Source organism: Paenibacillus sp. FSL M7-1455 (genome assembly GCF_038004655.1).
Taxonomy (GTDB): domain Bacteria; phylum Bacillota; class Bacilli; order Paenibacillales; family Paenibacillaceae; genus Paenibacillus_AQ; species Paenibacillus_AQ cookii.
Window position 1 is genome coordinate 3,255,232 of sequence record NZ_JBBORO010000001.1, and the last position, 17,918, is coordinate 3,273,149.

18 protein-coding genes and 1 pseudogene are annotated in these 17,918 nt (G+C 54.6%); 2 read left to right on the forward strand and 17 right to left on the reverse strand.

Going from position 1 to position 17,918, the window contains the following annotated elements:
- Positions 1-221 precede the first annotated feature (221 nt).
- The 10 genes from NYE48_RS15030 to NYE48_RS15075 all read right to left on the reverse strand — a co-directional run bounded on the left by NYE48_RS15030 (position 222) and on the right by NYE48_RS15075 (position 8,010).
- Positions 222-443 carry a hypothetical protein gene (locus NYE48_RS15030; RefSeq protein WP_340999235.1) on the reverse strand — a complete coding sequence of 74 codons (222 nt, stop codon included), beginning with the start codon at positions 441-443 and terminating at the stop codon, positions 222-224.
- A gap of 2 nt (positions 444-445) precedes the next feature.
- Complete coding sequence (locus NYE48_RS15035; RefSeq protein ID WP_340999236.1) at positions 446-1,231, reverse strand: VOC family protein; 786 nt, start codon at positions 1,229-1,231, stop codon at positions 446-448.
- A gap of 21 nt (positions 1,232-1,252) precedes the next feature.
- A complete protein-coding gene (locus NYE48_RS15040; RefSeq protein WP_340999237.1) occupies positions 1,253-2,065 on the reverse strand; it encodes a VOC family protein in 813 nt (270 codons plus the stop codon).
- Between the two features lie 19 nt (positions 2,066-2,084).
- The gene (locus NYE48_RS15045) at positions 2,085-2,315 is read right to left on the reverse strand and encodes a hypothetical protein (protein ID WP_340999238.1); all 231 of its coding nucleotides are present in this window, start codon (positions 2,313-2,315) and stop codon (positions 2,085-2,087) included.
- Positions 2,316-2,400: 85 nt separating this feature from the next.
- Positions 2,401-3,156, reverse strand: coding sequence for an RNA polymerase sigma factor (locus NYE48_RS15050; protein ID WP_340999239.1), 756 nt, complete (start codon positions 3,154-3,156; stop codon positions 2,401-2,403).
- A gap of 330 nt (positions 3,157-3,486) precedes the next feature.
- Complete coding sequence (locus NYE48_RS15055; RefSeq protein ID WP_036713780.1) at positions 3,487-3,984, reverse strand: DUF4358 domain-containing protein; 498 nt, start codon at positions 3,982-3,984, stop codon at positions 3,487-3,489.
- Between the two features lie 4 nt (positions 3,985-3,988).
- Positions 3,989-5,128 (reverse strand): DHHW family protein, encoded by a 1,140-nt coding sequence (locus NYE48_RS15060; protein WP_340999240.1) that lies wholly within the window; start codon positions 5,126-5,128, stop codon positions 3,989-3,991.
- A 12-nt stretch (positions 5,129-5,140) separates the two neighbouring features.
- A complete protein-coding gene (locus NYE48_RS15065) occupies positions 5,141-6,547 on the reverse strand; it encodes an MBOAT family O-acyltransferase (RefSeq protein WP_340999241.1) in 1,407 nt (468 codons plus the stop codon).
- Positions 6,548-6,585: 38 nt separating this feature from the next.
- On the reverse strand, positions 6,586-7,263 hold the full coding sequence (locus NYE48_RS15070; RefSeq protein ID WP_340999242.1) for an SGNH/GDSL hydrolase family protein: 678 nt from the start codon (positions 7,261-7,263) through the stop codon (positions 6,586-6,588).
- Between the two features lie 39 nt (positions 7,264-7,302).
- Positions 7,303-8,010 (reverse strand): N-acetylmuramoyl-L-alanine amidase family protein, encoded by a 708-nt coding sequence (locus NYE48_RS15075; RefSeq protein WP_340999243.1) that lies wholly within the window; start codon positions 8,008-8,010, stop codon positions 7,303-7,305.
- A 96-nt stretch (positions 8,011-8,106) separates the two neighbouring features.
- Here NYE48_RS15075 and NYE48_RS15080 point away from each other — a divergent pair, with 96 nt between their 5' ends.
- Positions 8,107-8,283 carry a hypothetical protein gene (locus NYE48_RS15080; protein ID WP_340999244.1) on the forward strand — a complete coding sequence of 59 codons (177 nt, stop codon included), beginning with the start codon at positions 8,107-8,109 and terminating at the stop codon, positions 8,281-8,283.
- Between the two features lie 153 nt (positions 8,284-8,436).
- Here the strand turns inward: NYE48_RS15080 and NYE48_RS15085 are convergent, their stop codons facing one another.
- The 4 genes from NYE48_RS15085 to NYE48_RS15100 all read right to left on the reverse strand — a co-directional run bounded on the left by NYE48_RS15085 (position 8,437) and on the right by NYE48_RS15100 (position 14,058).
- A complete protein-coding gene (locus tag NYE48_RS15085; protein ID WP_340999245.1) occupies positions 8,437-10,263 on the reverse strand; it encodes a HAMP domain-containing sensor histidine kinase in 1,827 nt (608 codons plus the stop codon).
- Positions 10,260-10,937 (reverse strand): response regulator transcription factor, encoded by a 678-nt coding sequence (locus tag NYE48_RS15090; protein ID WP_340999246.1) that lies wholly within the window; start codon positions 10,935-10,937, stop codon positions 10,260-10,262. Before NYE48_RS15090 ends, NYE48_RS15085 begins: the two co-directional genes overlap by 4 nt.
- A gap of 218 nt (positions 10,938-11,155) precedes the next feature.
- Entirely contained in the window at positions 11,156-12,916 is a 1,761-nt protein-coding gene (dhaK, locus tag NYE48_RS15095) for a dihydroxyacetone kinase subunit DhaK (RefSeq protein ID WP_340999247.1), read from the reverse strand.
- The gene (locus NYE48_RS15100) at positions 12,913-14,058 is read right to left on the reverse strand and encodes a glycerol dehydrogenase (protein ID WP_340999248.1); all 1,146 of its coding nucleotides are present in this window, start codon (positions 14,056-14,058) and stop codon (positions 12,913-12,915) included. The genes dhaK and NYE48_RS15100 overlap by 4 nt, the downstream gene beginning before the upstream one ends.
- Positions 14,059-14,362: 304 nt before the next feature.
- Here NYE48_RS15100 and NYE48_RS15105 point away from each other — a divergent pair, with 304 nt between their 5' ends.
- Positions 14,363-15,274 carry a PocR ligand-binding domain-containing protein gene (locus NYE48_RS15105; protein WP_340999249.1) on the forward strand — a complete coding sequence of 304 codons (912 nt, stop codon included), beginning with the start codon at positions 14,363-14,365 and terminating at the stop codon, positions 15,272-15,274.
- 44 nt (positions 15,275-15,318) lie between these two features.
- Here the strand turns inward: NYE48_RS15105 and NYE48_RS15110 are convergent.
- The 3 genes and pseudogenes from NYE48_RS15110 to NYE48_RS15120 form a co-directional block, all read right to left on the reverse strand.
- Positions 15,319-16,115 (reverse strand): annotated as a pseudogene (locus NYE48_RS15110) (polysaccharide deacetylase family protein).
- On the reverse strand, positions 16,116-16,280 hold the full coding sequence (locus NYE48_RS15115) for a hypothetical protein (RefSeq protein ID WP_340999250.1): 165 nt from the start codon (positions 16,278-16,280) through the stop codon (positions 16,116-16,118). It lies immediately after the preceding pseudogene.
- Positions 16,277-17,899, reverse strand: coding sequence for a helix-turn-helix domain-containing protein (locus tag NYE48_RS15120; RefSeq protein ID WP_445323996.1), 1,623 nt, complete (start codon positions 17,897-17,899; stop codon positions 16,277-16,279). The genes NYE48_RS15115 and NYE48_RS15120 overlap by 4 nt, the downstream gene beginning before the upstream one ends.
- Between the last annotated feature and the right edge of the window lie 19 nt (positions 17,900-17,918).

Sequence of the window (17,918 nt, forward strand, 5' to 3'; positions counted from 1 at the left end):
ATGTTTGTGATTATATTTTGACTAGCGATTAATGTCAAGTAAACTAATGTTTTTTGTAAGCTTTTGAGTAGAAATAACCTTGGATGGAAAACAAAAGGACGATATTCCGGGCAAGTCGATTGACCTTGGAAATCGTCCTTTCTATTTTGTCTTCAAATATAGCCCCAGCAGCGCCATGACCGGGATCCCGTCGATTTCGTCCGCCGGAACGTCAAACGGATTCAACGGATGCAGTTCATTTCGAACCCGAAGGAACCTTCGCGCGTGGTCACTTCCGTCGCACACTGCCACTCCGGAATGAAGACTCCGTGCTCCCGTTCCGCCACCGCCGGATGTCCGTCAAGCCATGCGGTGACTCTGGCCCAAGCTTCGCGAACCCGTTTTCCGTCTCTAGGAACCCGCAGAACCGCGGCTTTCATTTCCGGGATTTCTACGATTTCCACGTTCACGACGCCAGCCCCGCATGCTGCTGGCAAACCATCACGATATTCCCGTCCTCGTCCCGAATGTTAAAAAACGACACGCGGGGGAGCCTTTGAATGCCGTAAACGATCTCGAAGCCGATTTCCTCCGCTTCTTTAGCGGCTTTTTCGATATTGTACGTGCCCAATTGAAAAAGAACCGGCCCCCGCTCGGGAATCGGCACGTCCTCCATCCCGTTGGAATCCAAAATGAGCTCCGCCCCGTTATTCAGATGAAACACGTGCAGATGATCGAAACGGTCCTCCGCCCTGACCTCCAGCCCCATCAGCTTGGCATACCGCTCCACTGCGCGGTTCAAGTCCCGCACCCACAAAAATGCGGCTTGAATATGCGGATCGATGCTGCAATGGGCCCGGCTGCCGTCGATCCCGCCAAACGCCAGATGATACCCGTCCGGATCGGCGATCACGAATTCCTTCCAGGGTCCGCCTTCTGCGTAGATGACCGGTTCTTGGGCGATGACGGCGCCTTTGGACTTGAATTCTTCGTAGAGGCTGTCCAGCGCGGCCCATGTATCGACATAGGCGGAAACATCGATGCCAAGCTCCGCTCCCGGTTCAGGCGGGTTCGGATGTACGGCGGCCGGGTCCGGAGCCTGATGAAGTTTGAGCGCAAGCCCGGTGAGTCCGTCGCGTTCGGCCCACCAGTCCGTCACGTCGAAACCAAGAACCTCCCGGTAATACTGCCTGGAGCGTACCAAATCGGATACGGATAATACGGTTAATGAACTGCTGATTTGCTTGGACACGGTTTCACTTCTCCTTTTCGATTAAATATGCATATGCGCGACGACGATGCGGTTGCCATCGGGATCCAAGAGGGCAAACTCGCTCAGATCCGGAAAGCGGCAGGGTTCGCCCGCAATCTGAAACCCCTGGTCTCGGGCGAATGCGAAGGCCGCATCGAAATCGTCCGTCTCGAAATAAAACACTTCCGTAAACGACTCCCGATTTAAATAACGGTTATGATCGAGCAGCAGCGCGGCGCCGGAATCCGTCGGCACGGAATAGATGCGTTCCTCTGCAGCCGATCCGTCAAAAGGCACGCCCAAAAGATCGGAATACCAGCGCGCAGCCTCCGGCATGTTCTTCACGTCGACGAACACGCCTCCGACGCGCGGCAAAATCGGACTAACGTTGCTCGGCTCGGGTGGCAACGCCTCCCCCGCGTGCTCAGCCCAGCACGCCATATGGACGTTCCCCTCCGGATCGCGGAAATTGAAGAAGGCCATCGTGCCGTGCCTTTCCGGCTCATCGATCGTTTCGCCGCCTTTTTCCCGCACATGCCTAAAGGCTGCGTCGATCTCTTTCGCCGCGAACATGATGCGAGGCATCATCCCTTCGTCCCAACCGGGGTTTTGCCGGTTCACGCGGTTCGAATCGAGAATCAAATGCGTGCCTTGAAAATCAAACCAATAGACGGGTCCTCCGTTCAGCCGTTCCTCCATCAGCGGCAGTCCCAATAAACGGCTGTACCATTCCGCCGACGTGCGCAGATCCGTCACGTGCACGAACACGCTGGCTACCCGGTTCGCAAGCGGGATGCCGGCAGCAGCCTGAACGCCATGGCCATGATTAACCAATAAGAACCACCTCCCTTTCCTAAATTTGTAGCCTCAGACCTTGCAACGTTTTACGATGTATCCTTTCCTCCATGCGGATCATGGTAATTGATATTTCTCCCTCGCCGAGCATTAAATCGATTTCTCTGCTGCCCCGCCGCGCGATTTGAAATTCGAATTCGCCGGCGTACCATTCCGCTGCCAGCCTGGCATCCGGAACCGGCAGAATGCCCCTGCCGGTGCACTCCATCATCGTTAGCACGGGCGGCATGGAGTTCCTCCTTTCGATCGGATCTGCTTACTTCATATGAATAACGATGAATAAGCCTCAAACCATACATGGCTGCAAAAGTTTCTCAAATAAATGATTCGCTGATCATCAGCAGATTGCCGTCCGGATCATGGAGCGTCAAAAAGCACCGGCAGCCTTTCGCATGGATTTCCGCGATCCGGCAGCCATGTTCAAACAGATGCAAGTAGGCCTCGTAAATCAGCCGGGGATCGTAACGGCGAAATGCTTCGGCCACGGAAGAGAGCAGTTTGGCGTGTACCGCTTCGGGGCTTTTCCGGTGCGGGAAACCGCCGTCGGGAGGTCCCTCCGGTTCCTGGAGCGCGAGACGGCGCAACCGTTTTCGAGCCCTCGAAAGGGCAACCTGCACCGATACTTCCGCCGCGTCGATGCAGCGCCCCGCTTCTTTGGCGGTCATGCCGAACACGTCGCACAGCAATACGATGACAAAAGGTTTGGGCGTCAGACGGTACATCAGCTCCTCCAGAAGCTCGCGAGTGATGAGGAAGTCCGATTCGGCCGGGGCTGCCGGTGCGGCACAAGGATCCAGCTCTTCGAAGGATACGGATGTCTGGCGGCGGCCAAGGCGGCAGCGGTCGATCCAAAGATTCCGGGCTATCCGGAACACGTAAGGCTTGTTCACCTTGATTCCCGGCATTTTTGCATGGCGGCACAGGACGCGGATCAACGTCTCCTGCGCCAGATCTTCGGCCTCCCATTCCTTGCCCGTCAGGGATCGGCAGTAACGAAGCAGTTCCGGTCTCACGTCCGTCAACATTCCTTCGAGGTCATGGGGAAAAGTAGAATAAAGGGGTGTCGTCATCGTTCGGCTCCATATGATCAAAATGAAATCCTATGATTCGTCAAATGCTTTTAAATTGATCTGATTTTACCACACATTTGTTCCCATTTTCCATACTTTTCCTTGCAATGTCAAAAAAATCAGTCAGAAACCGTGCAGCCTGCCAAGCAGGTATTGTGAACCGGGCAGGGAACGTTCCGAATCGCTGTCGTCAGGTTCCTGAATCTCTGCTCCCGTGAAAAAAAGCCGCGCAGTTTCGCGGCTTCGTTGCAATTGTATTTATCGCTGGCCCTATGGCAGCAAACTATGATCATTTGATATCCATCTGTGCATCTATCCAGTCAAAAAGCATCAAAACGCATCGTCGAACGCTTTTTCCATTTGCTCCGCTTCCTGAGAGACAGCAAAAAAGACGAACGAACCTTTGGTTTTCAGCACATGGTTTTCCACCAGAAAAAACTCGTTGGGGCGGTAATCCTTGAATTTGATTTTTTGCGCGGCAATCCGCTGCCCGATGCCGGCTTTGACGTTTTCCGCCTGCTGCGGATCCTTCAGTTGGATCACTGCCCATTCATCCGCTCTGACGTTCGAGTTCGACGTGTAGAGGATGAAGCCGTCAACGGCGTCCGGATCGATATTGTACAATTTCTGCAGCTTTTTCAGGTCTCCCTTTTTCATTTCTTTCAAATCTGCCGATTGTCCGACCTTTTCCCCTATTTCATCGAGGGACGTCGCGGCGGTTCCTTGGCCCCTCCCCCCTTCGCACCCGGATAACAGACCGATGACGACGGCGATTGCGAGGATGGCGGCAAGCCAGCCCCATGTTTTTCCTTTCCATGGCGTATTCATAAAATCACTCCGATATGTGTTTGATGGATGGGTCTTCGCAAAACGTGATTGCGTTGTATAACAGCAGCATCTCCCGAATGCCGCGTTCCTTCACCAAAGCCGCCAGATCGCCCTCGTAGTAACGAAGATCCACCACGTCAATTTCGCCGAAATGCATGAGCAAAAACGGAACGAAGCTGTTTGCGTACGAATCCTTGACGACCAGCAGCTTTCTCCCGTTCTTCTGACCCGTTTGGATCCGAACCAGCGCGTGGTTGCCGTTCAAAAAGACCGCATATTTATCCTTCTCCTGCAGCTGGTCCATCGCATACAACGAATCGGTGGTCCGCCCTTCGTCGACATACGAGACGGTATAGGCTTCCGGATGCTTTGGCATATAGAGCTGGACGGAGTCGGGCTGCACATGCCTGAACCCGCTTTTGGAATACAGCGAGCCGAAAAACGTGCCGGTGGCCTGCCGGATGTGAAAATCCTCTTCTTTTTGCGCGTTCAGCCCCATGTGCTTGCACAGCTCCAGATAGGCGGCATAAGCCCCTTTCGTCGTCCAGTGGTGGTCGGTTCGATAAAAAATGGGCTGCTCCCGTACAGCATATAATGCGGGGAACACATCGACAAAACGGATGCCGGGAGGCATCATCTGCCGGACCTTTCCTAAATAAACCTCCTCGGCGCCGGTTTCGGCGTATCTCGGCAGCTTGTCTTGAAGCAAGGCCGCTGCCGTCGGCACGATCATCGCATATTTGCGCAAGCCTGGCGTCGCTTGGTCAAACGCATGGATGGCTTGCATTTTGGCTTCCAAATCCCCTTCCGCCGGAGGGACGAACTTCTGGATCAGGTAACCGCCTTTTCCAAGGTAAACGCCGTTGCTTTCTTTTTTTCCCATGGCGCGGTCCGCGTCGGTTTTCGCTCCGATCCATAAGTCGCGCAGGGCAAATTGATCGGACACGTAAGCCTCGAAATCGGAAGTAAAGGCGCCCGAAAGCAGCGATTCGAACGTAAAATGCGGCAGCTGCTTCAGCATGCGGTTCTCCGAGTCCGAAAAGGTCCGGTCCGGCGCAGCCAGATTCAGTGCGAGTATGACGCCGATAAACAGCAGCAGCAATACCGCCGGCGTTTTTTTGTTGAAATTTTCGAACTTGTCCATGGCCGCCCTCCTTTAAAATCGAAAGTATAAAAACGGATTGTACGTTTCGTTGACCAGGTAAGCCGTCGACAACGCCATGAACAGGAAATACAGGAGCGGAGCGGCGATAGCTCCGGCCCATTGAAATTTCGTTTTCACGAATGCGAGCATCTTGCCCGGAATCGGGGTCGCGCAAAAGGCTAATACGATAAACAGCGCGGCATTCGCGGACAGCGCGTACAGCGCCTGCCGGTCCGCAAAACCGTGCCCGCCGAAGCCGAACAGCACGCCGATGAATTGAACGGCTTCCGCCAAATGCTCCATTTCGAACCATACCCAGCCGACGATGACGATCAGCAGCGTATAGACACGCCCGAACCATGCCGGACAACGGCTTAGCCACCGCAGCAGGAACAGCTTTTCGATCATGACGAAAAAACCGAAATACAATCCCCATACGATAAAATTCCAGCTGGCGCCATGCCATAGACCGGTCAAAAACCATACGGCCAGCACGTTCCGAAGCTGCTTCGCCATGCCCTGACGATTGCCGCCAAGCGGAATGTACACATATTCCCGGAACCAGGCGCCAAGCGAAATATGCCATCTGCGCCAAAACTCCGTGACGCTTTTGGATATATAGGGGTAGCGGAAGTTTTCCATGAAATCGAAGCCGAACATTTTGCCGAGGCCGCGCGCCATATCGGAATACCCGCTGAAATCGAAATAAATCTGCAGCGTAAACGCGATGATCCCAAGCCAGGCGGACAGGACGGAAAGCTCGGCGAACGGCTCCGCTTTGACGCTTGTCCACAGCAACCCGATGTTGTTGGCCAGCAGCACTTTTTTGGCGAGGCCTTTCATGAACAGCTCCGCCCCCTCGCCGAAGCGGGCCAAGCTGACGCTGCGCGAAGCAAGCTGCCCGGCGATGTCGCCGTATTTGACGATCGGACCCGCGACAAGCTGGGGGAACATCGTCACGTACGTCCCGAAAGCAACGATATTTTTCTGTGCGGGCGCTTTTCCAAGATATACGTCCACGACATACGACATCGTTTGGAACGTATAAAAGGAGATGCCCACCGGCAACGGCAGATCGGCCGTTTGCAGATGCAGATGAAACAGCCCGTTGATGTTATCCGCGAGAAATCCGGCATATTTGAAGAACCCGAGAAGGCCTAAGCTTCCCGTCATCGAACCGATGAATACAGCCCTTGCGATCCCCTTTCGGTGCCTGTACTTCTCGATCAAAAGACCGTTCACGTAATCAAACGCCGTCGAGAACACCATGATCAAAATGTATACGGGTTCGCCCCAGGCATAAAAAATCAAGCTTGCGACAAAGAGGACGGCGTTCCGAAGCTTCCTAGGCGACGCATAATAAACCAGCAGGGTGCCGGGCAGAAAAAGAAACAAAAAGATCAGACTGCTAAAAACCAACCCGCGTCACCTCCATAAGGGACTGAACCGCCGCCATATTATTTCGCTTGCTCCTTTAACAGCTCCAGCAATTTCGTATAATATTCAGGTTTGAAATGAATTCCATCGGCATCGTAAAAATCGGAGCCGCCCGAAAAGATCGGCGACAAATCGACAAAAGAGGCGCCTTCCTTGCCGGCCAATTCTTTGACGGCTTGATTGTAGCGGCCGATATTTTGATAGCGCGGCTCCATCTTGACGGCCTCCTCCGTTACCGGGGTCACCGACAACAGCGTGATCCGGGTTTGGGGAAGCTTTTCTTTGATCTTGCCGATCAGCTTCGCGTAGTTTTTCATGGAGTAAGCTATGGGGTCGTCCGTCGGCCACAAAATGTCATCCGAACCCAATTGAATAAACACCTGATTTGGATTGCGCTTCGTGAGCTCGCCGATGTCCTCCAACGAAAATTCCGCCGTTTTCCCCGCGCCGGCCAGCACGTTTTTCTCGTCGAGCACCTCGTGGAAGGACAACCCCTCCGTAATGGAATCCCCCAGAAACACGCAATCTTCAAATGTCCGTTGATACGAATCCTCCGGCGCGGATGCAGCAGCATTCCCCCGTTCCTGCGTTTGGGAAGCGGTCTCTTGCGCCTGTTTTTCCGGCGCATCGCTTCCGCATGCCGCCAGGGCTGCCGCGATGCTCCCGATGAGCAATGACGTTACGATTTTTTTGTTCATGTCCATCTACCTTCCTTGAATCGAATTTCCATCTATGGTTTAATCCAGCTGCAGATATTCCTTGATACCGTCCAGGATGGACCCGGCTATCCGGTACTGCGCCTCGTCGCCCAGCATTTGCGCTTCTTCCTGCGGATTCGTTAGATACCCCGTCTCAATCAAAACGGCCGGCATCTCCGTATCCTTCACGACGAAGTAATTCTCTTTCTTGACGCCCCGGTCCCGAAACCCGCTCCCTTGAACGACATGCTTTTGCATGATTTCGGCCAAAGGGAGGGAATCGTCGTGATAATAGTAAGTTTCCGTCCCCGAAACGCTTGCGTCCTCGTACGTATTGCCGTGAATGGATATAAACAAATCGGCCCCCAGATCGTTGGCGAGTTTCGGCCTTTCGCGGTCCGCCGAAGATATGAACCGGTCATCCGTCCGGGTCAGATGAACCTCGATTTCCGTCTCCTTCTTCGCTAATTCCTCCACTTTAAGCGCCAGCCGCAGCGTAAAATCCTTCTCGAAATTTCCGCTCGCCCCGGTCGCGCCGCGGTCTTTGCCCCCGTGTCCGGGATCGATGACGACTTTATAAGGCGTCCCCGGCGGATGGGATGCGGCGCCGTTTTGGCCCAAAAAGCTTATCATTCGATGGTTTAGATCGATGCTGCCGCGGCTTGACCCTGCCGAACGGATGCCATAAAGCAGGACGATCAGCGCGACGGACAGCAAGCAAGTCACGATCAGCACGGATTTTCTCATTCTCTCTCTCCTCCTTCCGAAAAATAGTTTAATCGTGCGAAATAAAGATCAAGTGCAGATGGCATCAAAACGATGTATAGATTCCGGAGGGCTGCGATGCGAAACGATAAAAAGGAGCTGTCTCCAAGAACCGATCGGCCCGTAGAGATAGCTCCTTCCGTCAAATCTTCCTTTTTAACGCCGCCCTGCGGCTATAAATTGCGATCCTTCAGCTTCCAATCGTTCGAATCGATCGTCCAATCCCGGATTTTGATGCCTTCCTCGGCGATTTGATCGCGGAGCTTACGGTCTACAAATTGCTGTTGATCGTAAAACTTTTTATATTGATGGGTATCTGCAATAAAGATTAGTAGCAAGAGATGCAGACGTCATCATCGTCATCAAATAAAAATGAAAAAGCGCAGAACCGAAGTTCGCGCCTTCATCTTACGTTTTTTTATTCAAATAAAAATAGAACAGGACCCCGTCCTCCGTGTTGGTGACGCCGTAAGGGACGCCGTGCATTTCCAGGATTTTTTTGGAGATGGCCAGGCCGAGTCCCGTACCTCCGGTCGACCGCTGGCGGGAGGGTTCCCCGCGGTAGAAACGGTCCCATATTTTTCCCAGCTGCTCCTCCGGGATATGGGCGCCTTTGTTTTCGATGCCTATTTTTACCCGTTCCCTTTCCTCCGTGACGGCGACGAAAACGGTCCCTTCCTCGGGCGTATAACGGATCGCGTTCGTCAAAAAATTGACCAGGACCTGACCGATCCGGAGCTCATTGCCGACGACTTCGGCCGGTTGAAGCGACATGTGCAGGCGAAGTCCTTTTTGCTCCATGTCCGGCGCCAATTTGGCGCATATCCGCCCGACGGCAGCGCCGATGTCAAACGGTCCCATCTCCATTTTGTACGTGCCGGACTCGTATTTGGCCAATTCCAGCATGTCCCCGATCAGCAGGTTCATCCGGTTCACTTCGTCTTCCATCGCCGCAAAATAATGATCCCGCTTATGGCTGGCAATCCCGTCCTTGAGCACGGACAAGCAGCTTTGGATGACGCTTAGCGGAGTCTTCAGTTCATGCGACACCCCGGAGATAAATTCCTTCCGCGTATGCTCGAGCTGCTTTTCCTTTTCGATGTCCTGCTCCAGCCTGACGATATGGCTGTGCAGCTTCTCGGAAAGCTCGTTGATGCTGCGCGACAAATCGCCGATTTCGTCTTTGGTCGCAACCGGTATTTTTTCGGAGAAATCGAGCGCCGCCATTTGCTGCGCGGTTCGGTTGATGCGGAGCAGCGGCCGGGCGATCCGGCGCGAATAATAGAACGACGCAAGCAGCACGAGCAGCAGCGCGCCGGCCGCAATGTAGGCGTAATAATGCCGGATCATCCCCGCAGCTTCGTTCACCGGCTGCAGCGACGTGACCGCAAACAGGTATCCGGTTTTCCCTTTCTCGTCTTGGAGCGGATCGATGAATATTTTGTAACTCACGCCGTTTTCTTCGTAATTCAGCAATGGTTTCGCATCTGCCGTTTGATCATAATCCCCGTAAAGCAAATCGGCCTGGAAAGCTTTGATGCGCTCCAGAAACAAGTGGTTCGTGTAGCGCGAGCCTCCTGCGCCTTCCGGTATTTCGACTTTCGTAATCATCCCGGTGAACAAAACGCTGGGATAAGTTTCATGATACTGGGTCGGGGGGCTCGGGTACCGATTGACGACTTCGTACTCTTTGTTGACCATCTGCCGATTTTCCAACTGGCCTTCCTCCCGCAGATTGTATGGGTATTTCGCCATCCGCTGGATAACCAGCTGCTCTTTTATGATCAATCCTTCAAAGGCGATGGGTTCGCCCTCCTTGATCCAAGGCGTGATAAATTGGTTATCGCTATAAAAATCTTCCACGTTAATAAAGCTGTAGAGCGGGACTTTGATCGTGCGACCGGAGAACTCAGGGTAGTCGTCCATACGATCCAGCTTGATCTCCATAAAGTAATCGTCGGTATGTTGCAAATTTCCAAAGGAGTCCAATTCCGTGATCCATGTATTATACTTTTGGTAAAAATCTTGCTCCAGCTTCGCCGTCTGCTGCGCGTTCGCGGCATGTTTCACGTAGTCCTGTCCGTAAGCTTGCAGCGCCGACTGCACATCCTTTACCTTTTGATGGGCATAAAATTGTTTGAAAAACACGGTTTGAAAGGCGAAAATCACGACGACCAGAAACAGGCACAACCCCGCTGTCAATAAGAACAGCTTAAGCACGATGCTCCTTTTCATGGCTGCTCCTCGAATTTATACCCCGAACGTACGACCGTGACGATATGTTTGGCATGCTCCCCCAGCTTGGAACGGAGATTGCGGATATGGCTGTTTACCGTGCGGTCGTCGCCTGCGAAATCATATCCCCAAATTTTCGTGATCAGCTGCTCCCGGGTGATGATTATTCCTTTGTTTTTCATGAGATGGGCCAAAATCTCGAATTCGGTATGCGTTAAGCTGCAGTTTTCCCCCACGACCGATACGGTGCGGGACGGAAAATGAATCGCAATGCCGCTGCTAGTCAGCGTATCGCTATCCTGTTCGCGAACCTGCCGGCGGTCCAAAAGCCGCTTCGCCCGTGCAAGCAGGATCGGCGGGCTGTACGGCTTGGTGACGTAATCGTCGGCGCCGAGCTCGAATCCGAGGAGCGTATCGTCTTCGTCCGAGCGGGCGGTGAGCATGATGATCGGGACGTTTGACGCCTTGCGGATCCTCTTGCACACGGACCAGCCGTCCAATTCCGGCAGCATGATGTCCAAAATGATCAAATCGACCTCATGTTCCTGGAATAACGCAAGCGCTTGTTTGCCGTCGGCGGCTTCGAGCACCCCGTATCCTTCCTCAAGAAGATAATCCTTCATGATTTCCCGTAAAATAGGTTCGTCTTCCACAATCAAAATCGTATTCGGCATGTGACAACCTCTTTTGCATTATTCTTTCCAAATGGCTGCTGCGCGGGTCTCCCATTTCAGGAGAAGCCCGGCAACGTATGTATTCGTTATCCTAGCATGTTTGCATCTTGCAGACAAACCCCTTGCAGCATTGAATCCATGAAGAATCCATGAAAAAAAAGATGCCGCATGTTCGCGTTGAACATGCGGCATCCGGCATCTTATGCAATCATCCTCCGTTACGATCTAAGCGACCGGGCAATTCCGGTAAAAATGACGCCCAGCGCATACGCTCCGGCATCGGGGTACCCGATGCTCCGGTCGCCGACCGTTCCCGCGCGTCCCATCCGGGCGGCAATTGCTTCGGTCTTTTTGGCGCCTTCGACCGCCGCCTCCGCTGCCTGGATGCCGGCGGCAATCAGGTCAGCGCCGTCTTCAGCCGCCGCTGCCCACGCATCCGCGTAAGGCGCCAGCGCGTCGACCAGCGTTTTGTCGCCGACGACGGCTCCCCTGCCGAAAGATCGTTCGCCGGTATCCTGAACGCCTTTGACCACGGCGGCCATCATTTCGGCGATTTCCGGCACGGACAGCTCTTTCCGCTCGCCCGCATATTTGCCCGCCGCCCGGAACGCCGAACCCCAGATCGGTCCGGAGGCTCCGCCGCAGTGCTCCATGATCACCAGCGAGCACGCGTCCAGGAACGAGCCGATGTCTTTTGCTTGGGCGGTCACTTCGTCCCATTCCGCTTTGAGCTGCCTGAATCCTTTCGCCACGCTCATGCCGAAGTCCCCGTCCCCCGCATGGGAGTCCAGTTCGCAGAAGGGCACTTCGTTTTCGATGATGATGGCGCTCATTTTATCGACCACATAAATCAGGTTATCAAGCGAAAGCTTCCCGTCGCGAATGACCGCATGCTCTTCGCCGGTCGTCAGGCCGAAGGAAGGCGGCTTTTTGCCGCTCTCTTCAACGGCGCCGTTGCGATAGCGCACCGGTTCGAACGGGCCCCGCACGGCCAGCGCCGGCGTCTCGCATTCGGCGGCAAGCAGCCGCTTCAGCCGGTCGTCCAGCTTCATGATCGAGACGGATGCGCCGGCCATGTCGATGCTTGTCATGTAGTTGCCGACAAACACTTTGTATACGGCGATTCCGCGTGCGTCCAGCTCCCGCATGACGGCATGATTCAGCAGATAAAGCTCCTGCAGCGGCGTGCCCCCGAAGCCGTTGACCAATACGGCAACCTCTTCGGCGGCCTTCCCGTTCATCTGCAGGCTTTCCAGCAGCTGCGCCACCATCCGGGCAGCCAGGACGTCCGCCGGGATCATCGGTTCGCGCCGGATGCCCGGTTCGCCGTGGATGCCCACGCCGTATTCCATTTCCCCTTCGCCGATTTCGAAGGTGGGCGTGCCTTTGGCCGGCACGGTACAGGACGTCAGCGCAAAACCGATGCTTTTTACGTTGTCGATCGCATGTTGGGCGCAAGCTTTGACCTCTTCCAAGGACATGCCCGCTTCGGCGGCGGCCCCTGCGATTTTATGCACGAGCACCGTGCCTGCGACGCCTCTGCGCCCGACGGTGTAAAGGCTGTCCTCCACCGCGATGTCGTCGTCGACTTTGACGTAATCGACCTGAATGCCGTCTTCGCCGGCAAGATGCGCCGCGTTTTTAAAGTTCATGATGTCGCCGCTGTAGTTTTTGATGATGAGCAGCGCCCCTTTTTCGCTCGCCGACGAGCGGATGGCTTGGTAGACCTGGATTTGCGACGGCGAAGCGAACACGTCGCCGCAGACCGCGACGTCAAGCATCCCTTTGCCCACAAACCCGGCGTGAGCCGGCTCGTGGCCGCTGCCGCCGCCGCTGATCAGGGTGACCTTTTGCGGATTGATGTCCTTTTTCTTGACGATTTTATATTTGCTGTCGAATTCGAGTTCCGGATGCGCCATGACGAGGCCGCTAAGCATTTCCCTGACAAGCGTCTCCGGTTTGTTCATGATTTTTTTCATCGTATCGCATCCTTTTTGCTTAGTTTAAAGTCCCGGCCGATTCGGTCCGCGACTACGATCGCCGAAATCACGGCTTCCTCCGTGATCGGGAACGGCATCGCATGGATGGATTCCTCCGGAATGCAGGCCGTTTCAGCCACCAGACGCAGCTCGTCCGCTGTAACGGCATCTACGCCGATGTCCGCCAAGCATACCGGCAGGCCGACCGAGAAGCAAAATTCCAACACTTCGTCGATTTCCGCCTTGGGCGCGTTTTCGAGCACGAGTTGGGCGATGGTGCTGAACGCCACTTTTTCCCCGTGAAAATAATGATGAGTGCCCGGCAGAACCGTCAGGCCGTTGTGGATCGCGTGCGCGGCGGCCAAACCGCCGCTTTCGAAGCCCAGGCCGGACAGCAGGATGTTGGTCTCGATGATGTTCTCCAGCGCCGGCGTCACTTGGTTGGCATCGCAGGCGATTTTGGCCCGCACTCCGTCTTCCAGCAGCGTTTCGTAGCACAGCTTGGCCAGCGCCAGGGCCGCCTTGGTTCCTCCCGCCGCGGGCGCCGCACCTTCATGGACGCCGCAGGGCAAACCCGCATTCACTTTCGAAAAGGAGCGGGATGTGGCTCGGGCTTCGAAATACGTCGACAGGGCATCGCCCATCCCGGATACGAGGAATCGGGTCGGCGCATTGGCAATGACGGTCGTATCGATCATCACCACGCTTGGACTTTGCTTGAAATAAGCATAATCCTCAAATGCCCCCTCCCCGGTATATATAACCGCCGAATGGCTGGTCGGCGCGTCCGTGGCGGCGATCGTCGGCACGATGATCAGCGCGTCGCCTTCCGCGACGCATTTGGCCGTGTCGATCGCTTTGCCCCCGCCGAGCCCGATCGTGCACGAACATTGCTTTTCCCGCGCCAGATCCTGCAGGCGCTGCACTTCTTCGCGGGAGCACTCCCCGCGGAATTCGCTTTCAACCAGCGTAACATTGAATTTTTTTGATGTAAAATCAAGCTTGTCCTTCACCCGTTTGACGTCCTCCGGATGGGCAATCAGCAGCGCGGACTCGCCGTAAGTTCGAATAAAATATCCCAAATTCAGCAGTTCGTTTTCGCCTTGGACATATTTGCTTGGACTGATAAACGCTTTTCTCATGATCTCTTTTCCCCTCCGCCGTAATCTCATGTCCATTATACGCGCGGGGACCAGCGGAAATCATGGCACTCAAACCGCCTTTTAAAGCGCTTTCCGATGGTGTTTTTTTGTCCTTTTGCCTGTAAAATTGTACTATCTTGTTCATTCAAACCGGGTTTTTAGTATAATAGAACAAGCAACGTTGCGCTCAAAATACAGATTCGCTGCAGCCGCACCCTGCACTGCCCTTAGGGAATGAATAATATTTGGAGACGATGCACATGAACCCGCGCTACGACTTGAAACGAATCATCGATATCGAAAAATGGCACAAGCCTTTTGCCAGGGAGTTCGCAAGGACGGCAACCTGTCCTCCTACTGCCAAAAATGCGATGCCCGCGGCGGCCTCGAGGCGGTACGCACCAATAAGCCGTACGTTTACCGCTGCCATTTCGGCATCGTCGACATCGCCGTGCCCATCATCGTCGAAGGCCAATATATCGGCGCCATCATGGCGGGGCAAATCAAGCTTCGCGATGCGGACTTGCCCCTCGAACAAATCGTAACCCGTCCGCCGAACGCTGAAACGGACCGGAAGTTCAAGGAGCTGGAACCCGAATACCGCGCGCTCCCCGAGTTGTCCTCCGAGGAGGTGTCGGCCATTGCGGACATGCTGTTTCATTTGTGCAACTACATCGTCGGGGAAGCGATCCAAAAACATGCGACGGTCGACATGTACAAAAAGGTATTGACCGCGGAGCCGGCCGCTCCCGATCCGGTCAGTGCCGCGCCGCAAGCCTACGAGCAGATCCAGGCCATGCAGCACGAGCTGTCCAGCACGCTGATCGAAGCGAAAATCAAGCAGGGCACGGAACGCGCATATCGCGCGGCGAACCCGCTGCTGCAGCCCGCTTTTGATTACATGTACCGGCATAAAAACGAAAACGTGCGCCTGCAGGATATGGCCGCGCTGTGCCACGTCAGTCCGAGTTATTTTAGCCGCGTCTTCACCCGGGAAACGGGAGAAAACTTTTCGGTGTTCGTCCCCCGCCTGAAAATCGAATGGGCCAAGCAGCTGCTCGAGACGACCGATTTATCCGTGAACCACATCGGCGATGAACTCGGCTTCGCGGATCCCGGTTATTTTATCAAAACGTTCAAAAAGTTCGAAAGCTTGACGCCGGCCGTATACCGAAAAATCTATTCTCGTGAGCAGCGCCGAAACTCTGCCGATTAAAGCCCCCGTGCGTAAACACCCGGCTTGTTCTTTTCCCGCACGGATTATAATCGTACCGTTTGCCCCGCGGGGATCTCGACCGGGTCGCCTTCCGCGCTGATCCAGACAGACAAGGCCGACGGGTTATGGACGATGCGGCTGTCCGCAGAGAAACGAAGCCGTTTTAACGCGTCCGCATAGGCATAAATTTCGGCGTTGGTCGCGTACCAGATGTCCTCCCGTCCGCCGACGGTTTCGCCGAACCGTTCGATCAGATCCCAATTCCCGTCGTTTTCGAATTCATAGCTGTGCCCCCATACGTACAAAAGCGCCATGCGCGAAAACCGCTGTTCCAAACGGACGAACTGCTCCGCGAATTCCACCATTTGTTTGTGGTGGCAGGTCGGATGCCAGCGGAGCCAATCTTCGGCATATGGAACGAGCCGTGGCTGTTGACCGTCCGGGCATATTCGATGCCGACGGCGCGAAGAAGGCTTACCACCTGATCGTTGTAGGTCCCGAACGGATAACTCATTCCTTTGATCGGCACGTGAACGAGAGCTTCTAGCGCCTTCCGGTCCTCCACAACTTGCGATACGACCTGCTCCGGCGGGGACTGCTCCAAAAACGGATGGCTGACCGTATGCGCCGATACCTCATGCCCGCGGTACAACGTCCCTGCCTCTTCCTTGCCGATGTATCCTTCTTTGCCCAAAAAACCGCTGTTTAAATGAAACGTCGCTTTGATACCGTAGCCGTTCAGCATGCGGACGAATCTGCGGTCATGGTCCCTGCCGTCGTCGAAGCTGAGCGTCAAGGCCTTATGCAGGCCGTTCGGAAACCGGTCCAATTGAATGCGCATTCAAAATTTGCCTCCCCCAAAAATGATGTTCTCGTCCAATACTATATTCAATTCGCGCCGGGAAGTAAATCGGTCCTGCCGGACCAAGGAACGTTCCATTTGATACAGCCGTTCCAGCGCCATGGCGCGAACCGCAGCGCCCATAAAGTGAACAAGTGTGATCATGGCTCCGCCGCACGGCCGGCCTTGTTTAACTTTCTGAACTGGTTGGGCGAAGTGCCGTTTTTCTTTTTGAATACCGTAATAAAATAGGAGCTGTTTTGAAAGCCGATCCGCTCCCCGATTTCTTTTACGTTTAATGTTGTCGTCAGCAGCAGTTGTTCGGCATCGTACAGCCGCAAATCGGTCACGTATTGCGTAAAGGACACGCCCATGGCTTCATTGAACAGCTTGCTGAAATAAGGCACGGAAATGTCGAGTTCGGAAGCGACAAGTTCGGCCGAAAGACCGCTGCTCCGGTAATGGTTTCGGATAAATCCGCAAGCGGTTTTTACGAGTTCGCCGCGATTTTGGTGCCGGTTCGTTTGCAACTTGCCGATGATAAAATCTACCAGCTCCCCGTAAAATGCCTCGACCCGTTCCAGCTCCGCAAAGCGCTGCACGATCCCGTAAAGCGAATCTTCTCCACGATCCATCAGCAGCGGCGTAAAATCCGTCATCGTCCCAAATTCATGTTCAATCGTCGTCACCGATTGCCGCAACGCGGCACGGATATCTGCCGGCGCGCTGCCCCGCAATGCTTCGAACCATTCGCCGAGAATCCTTCTTGCCTCTCTTCGGTCGTTGACTTTGACGGCATCAAACAAAGACCTTTCCAATTTGGCGGGATAGCGGAACGGAGTGCCGGTTGCGGCGCGAACCCCCTCAAAATCATAGACCGTTCGGCGATAATCCACGAAACTGTACTCCAACGCTGCCCTCGCCTCCTCAAAAGACCGTCCCAGTTCCCCGATCGACTCCGCACGGCCGCCCACGCCGATTTTCATCTGGAAACCCGTCACCCGTTCGGCTTGCTGCACCAGCCTGTTCAGCCGATGGATCGAAGGGTGATCTTCAGGCTCCCGCATCAAAATGGCCAGCGACTGCCGCCCAACGTCGACCTTTTCCATCTCGTCCCGTTCGGGAAAAATGCGGCGGGCCAGCTCGAATACGGTATCTTTGACCAATCGGATCCCTGTGTCCGTCACGCTGCCTTCCCTTTGAAGCGAGTCCTCTACGACCACCGTCAAGGCTCGCATCGGTCCTGTGCGCAATAATATGCCATGCTGCGCGGCATGCTGCTCTTCATGCAGATCGCCGGCAGAAATACCGCTAAAAAGAAGATCTTTAAGGTAGCTTTCTTTCAGCTTCTCCCTGCTTTTGACCGCCGAATCTTCAAGGGACGTCACCTTGCCGATCAAACTTTTGAATACGTCGCTCAAATACGCTGCTTCATCGGCCGATCCGTTGCGGGCCTCCCCGGATGCATTCGCCGGATGGCTTCCTCGCACCATTTGAACGACGTTCCCGATCGGGCCGTAAATTTTACGGTTCATCAGGATCGTTGCCGCAAAGCATGCCAAAAGCATCAGCAAGGATACGATGATGATGTTTCGCTGGAGAATAAAGCTCCCTTGGGCCAAATAAGCATAGCTTGTCGCATTGACCAAATACCACTCAAGCTTGTCGTTGTAGGTATAGGTGATCAGGGATTTTGAACCGTTCATCGAAGCGACGAAGCTGCCGGAATCGGTGCCCGAATTCATTACCTTGCCCATGAATTCGGCGCCGGAGGCCGCATCCATAAAGGCATCGGGCTTGTCG

What these genes read in the sequence shown, in the direction of transcription:
- NYE48_RS15115 (WP_340999250.1), bottom strand. Translation starts at nt 16,280, where the DNA reads ATGATCACACTTGTTCACTTTATGGGCGCTGCGGTTCGCGCCATGGCG.
- NYE48_RS15050 (WP_340999239.1), bottom strand. Translation starts at nt 3,156, where the DNA reads ATGACGACACCCCTTTATTCTACTTTTCCCCATGACCTCGAAGGAATG.
- NYE48_RS15055 (WP_036713780.1), bottom strand. Translation starts at nt 3,984, where the DNA reads ATGAATACGCCATGGAAAGGAAAAACATGGGGCTGGCTTGCCGCCATC.
- NYE48_RS15075 (WP_340999243.1), bottom strand. Translation starts at nt 8,010, where the DNA reads ATGAGAAAATCCGTGCTGATCGTGACTTGCTTGCTGTCCGTCGCGCTG.
- NYE48_RS15060 (WP_340999240.1), bottom strand. Translation starts at nt 5,128, where the DNA reads ATGGACAAGTTCGAAAATTTCAACAAAAAAACGCCGGCGGTATTGCTG.
- NYE48_RS15100 (WP_340999248.1), bottom strand. Translation starts at nt 14,058, where the DNA reads ATGAGAAAAGCGTTTATCAGTCCAAGCAAATATGTCCAAGGCGAAAAC.
- NYE48_RS15120 (WP_445323996.1), bottom strand. Translation starts at nt 17,899, where the DNA reads ATGGATGCGGCCTCCGGCGCCGAATTCATGGGCAAGGTAATGAATTCG.
- NYE48_RS15105 (WP_340999249.1), top strand. Translation starts at nt 14,363, where the DNA reads ATGGCACAAGCCTTTTGCCAGGGAGTTCGCAAGGACGGCAACCTGTCC.
- NYE48_RS15080 (WP_340999244.1), top strand. Translation starts at nt 8,107, where the DNA reads ATGCGAAACGATAAAAAGGAGCTGTCTCCAAGAACCGATCGGCCCGTA.
- NYE48_RS15090 (WP_340999246.1), bottom strand. Translation starts at nt 10,937, where the DNA reads ATGCCGAATACGATTTTGATTGTGGAAGACGAACCTATTTTACGGGAA.
- NYE48_RS15045 (WP_340999238.1), bottom strand. Translation starts at nt 2,315, where the DNA reads ATGCCGCCCGTGCTAACGATGATGGAGTGCACCGGCAGGGGCATTCTG.
- NYE48_RS15085 (WP_340999245.1), bottom strand. Translation starts at nt 10,263, where the DNA reads ATGAAAAGGAGCATCGTGCTTAAGCTGTTCTTATTGACAGCGGGGTTG.
- NYE48_RS15070 (WP_340999242.1), bottom strand. Translation starts at nt 7,263, where the DNA reads ATGAACAAAAAAATCGTAACGTCATTGCTCATCGGGAGCATCGCGGCA.
- dhaK (WP_340999247.1), bottom strand. Translation starts at nt 12,916, where the DNA reads ATGAAAAAAATCATGAACAAACCGGAGACGCTTGTCAGGGAAATGCTT.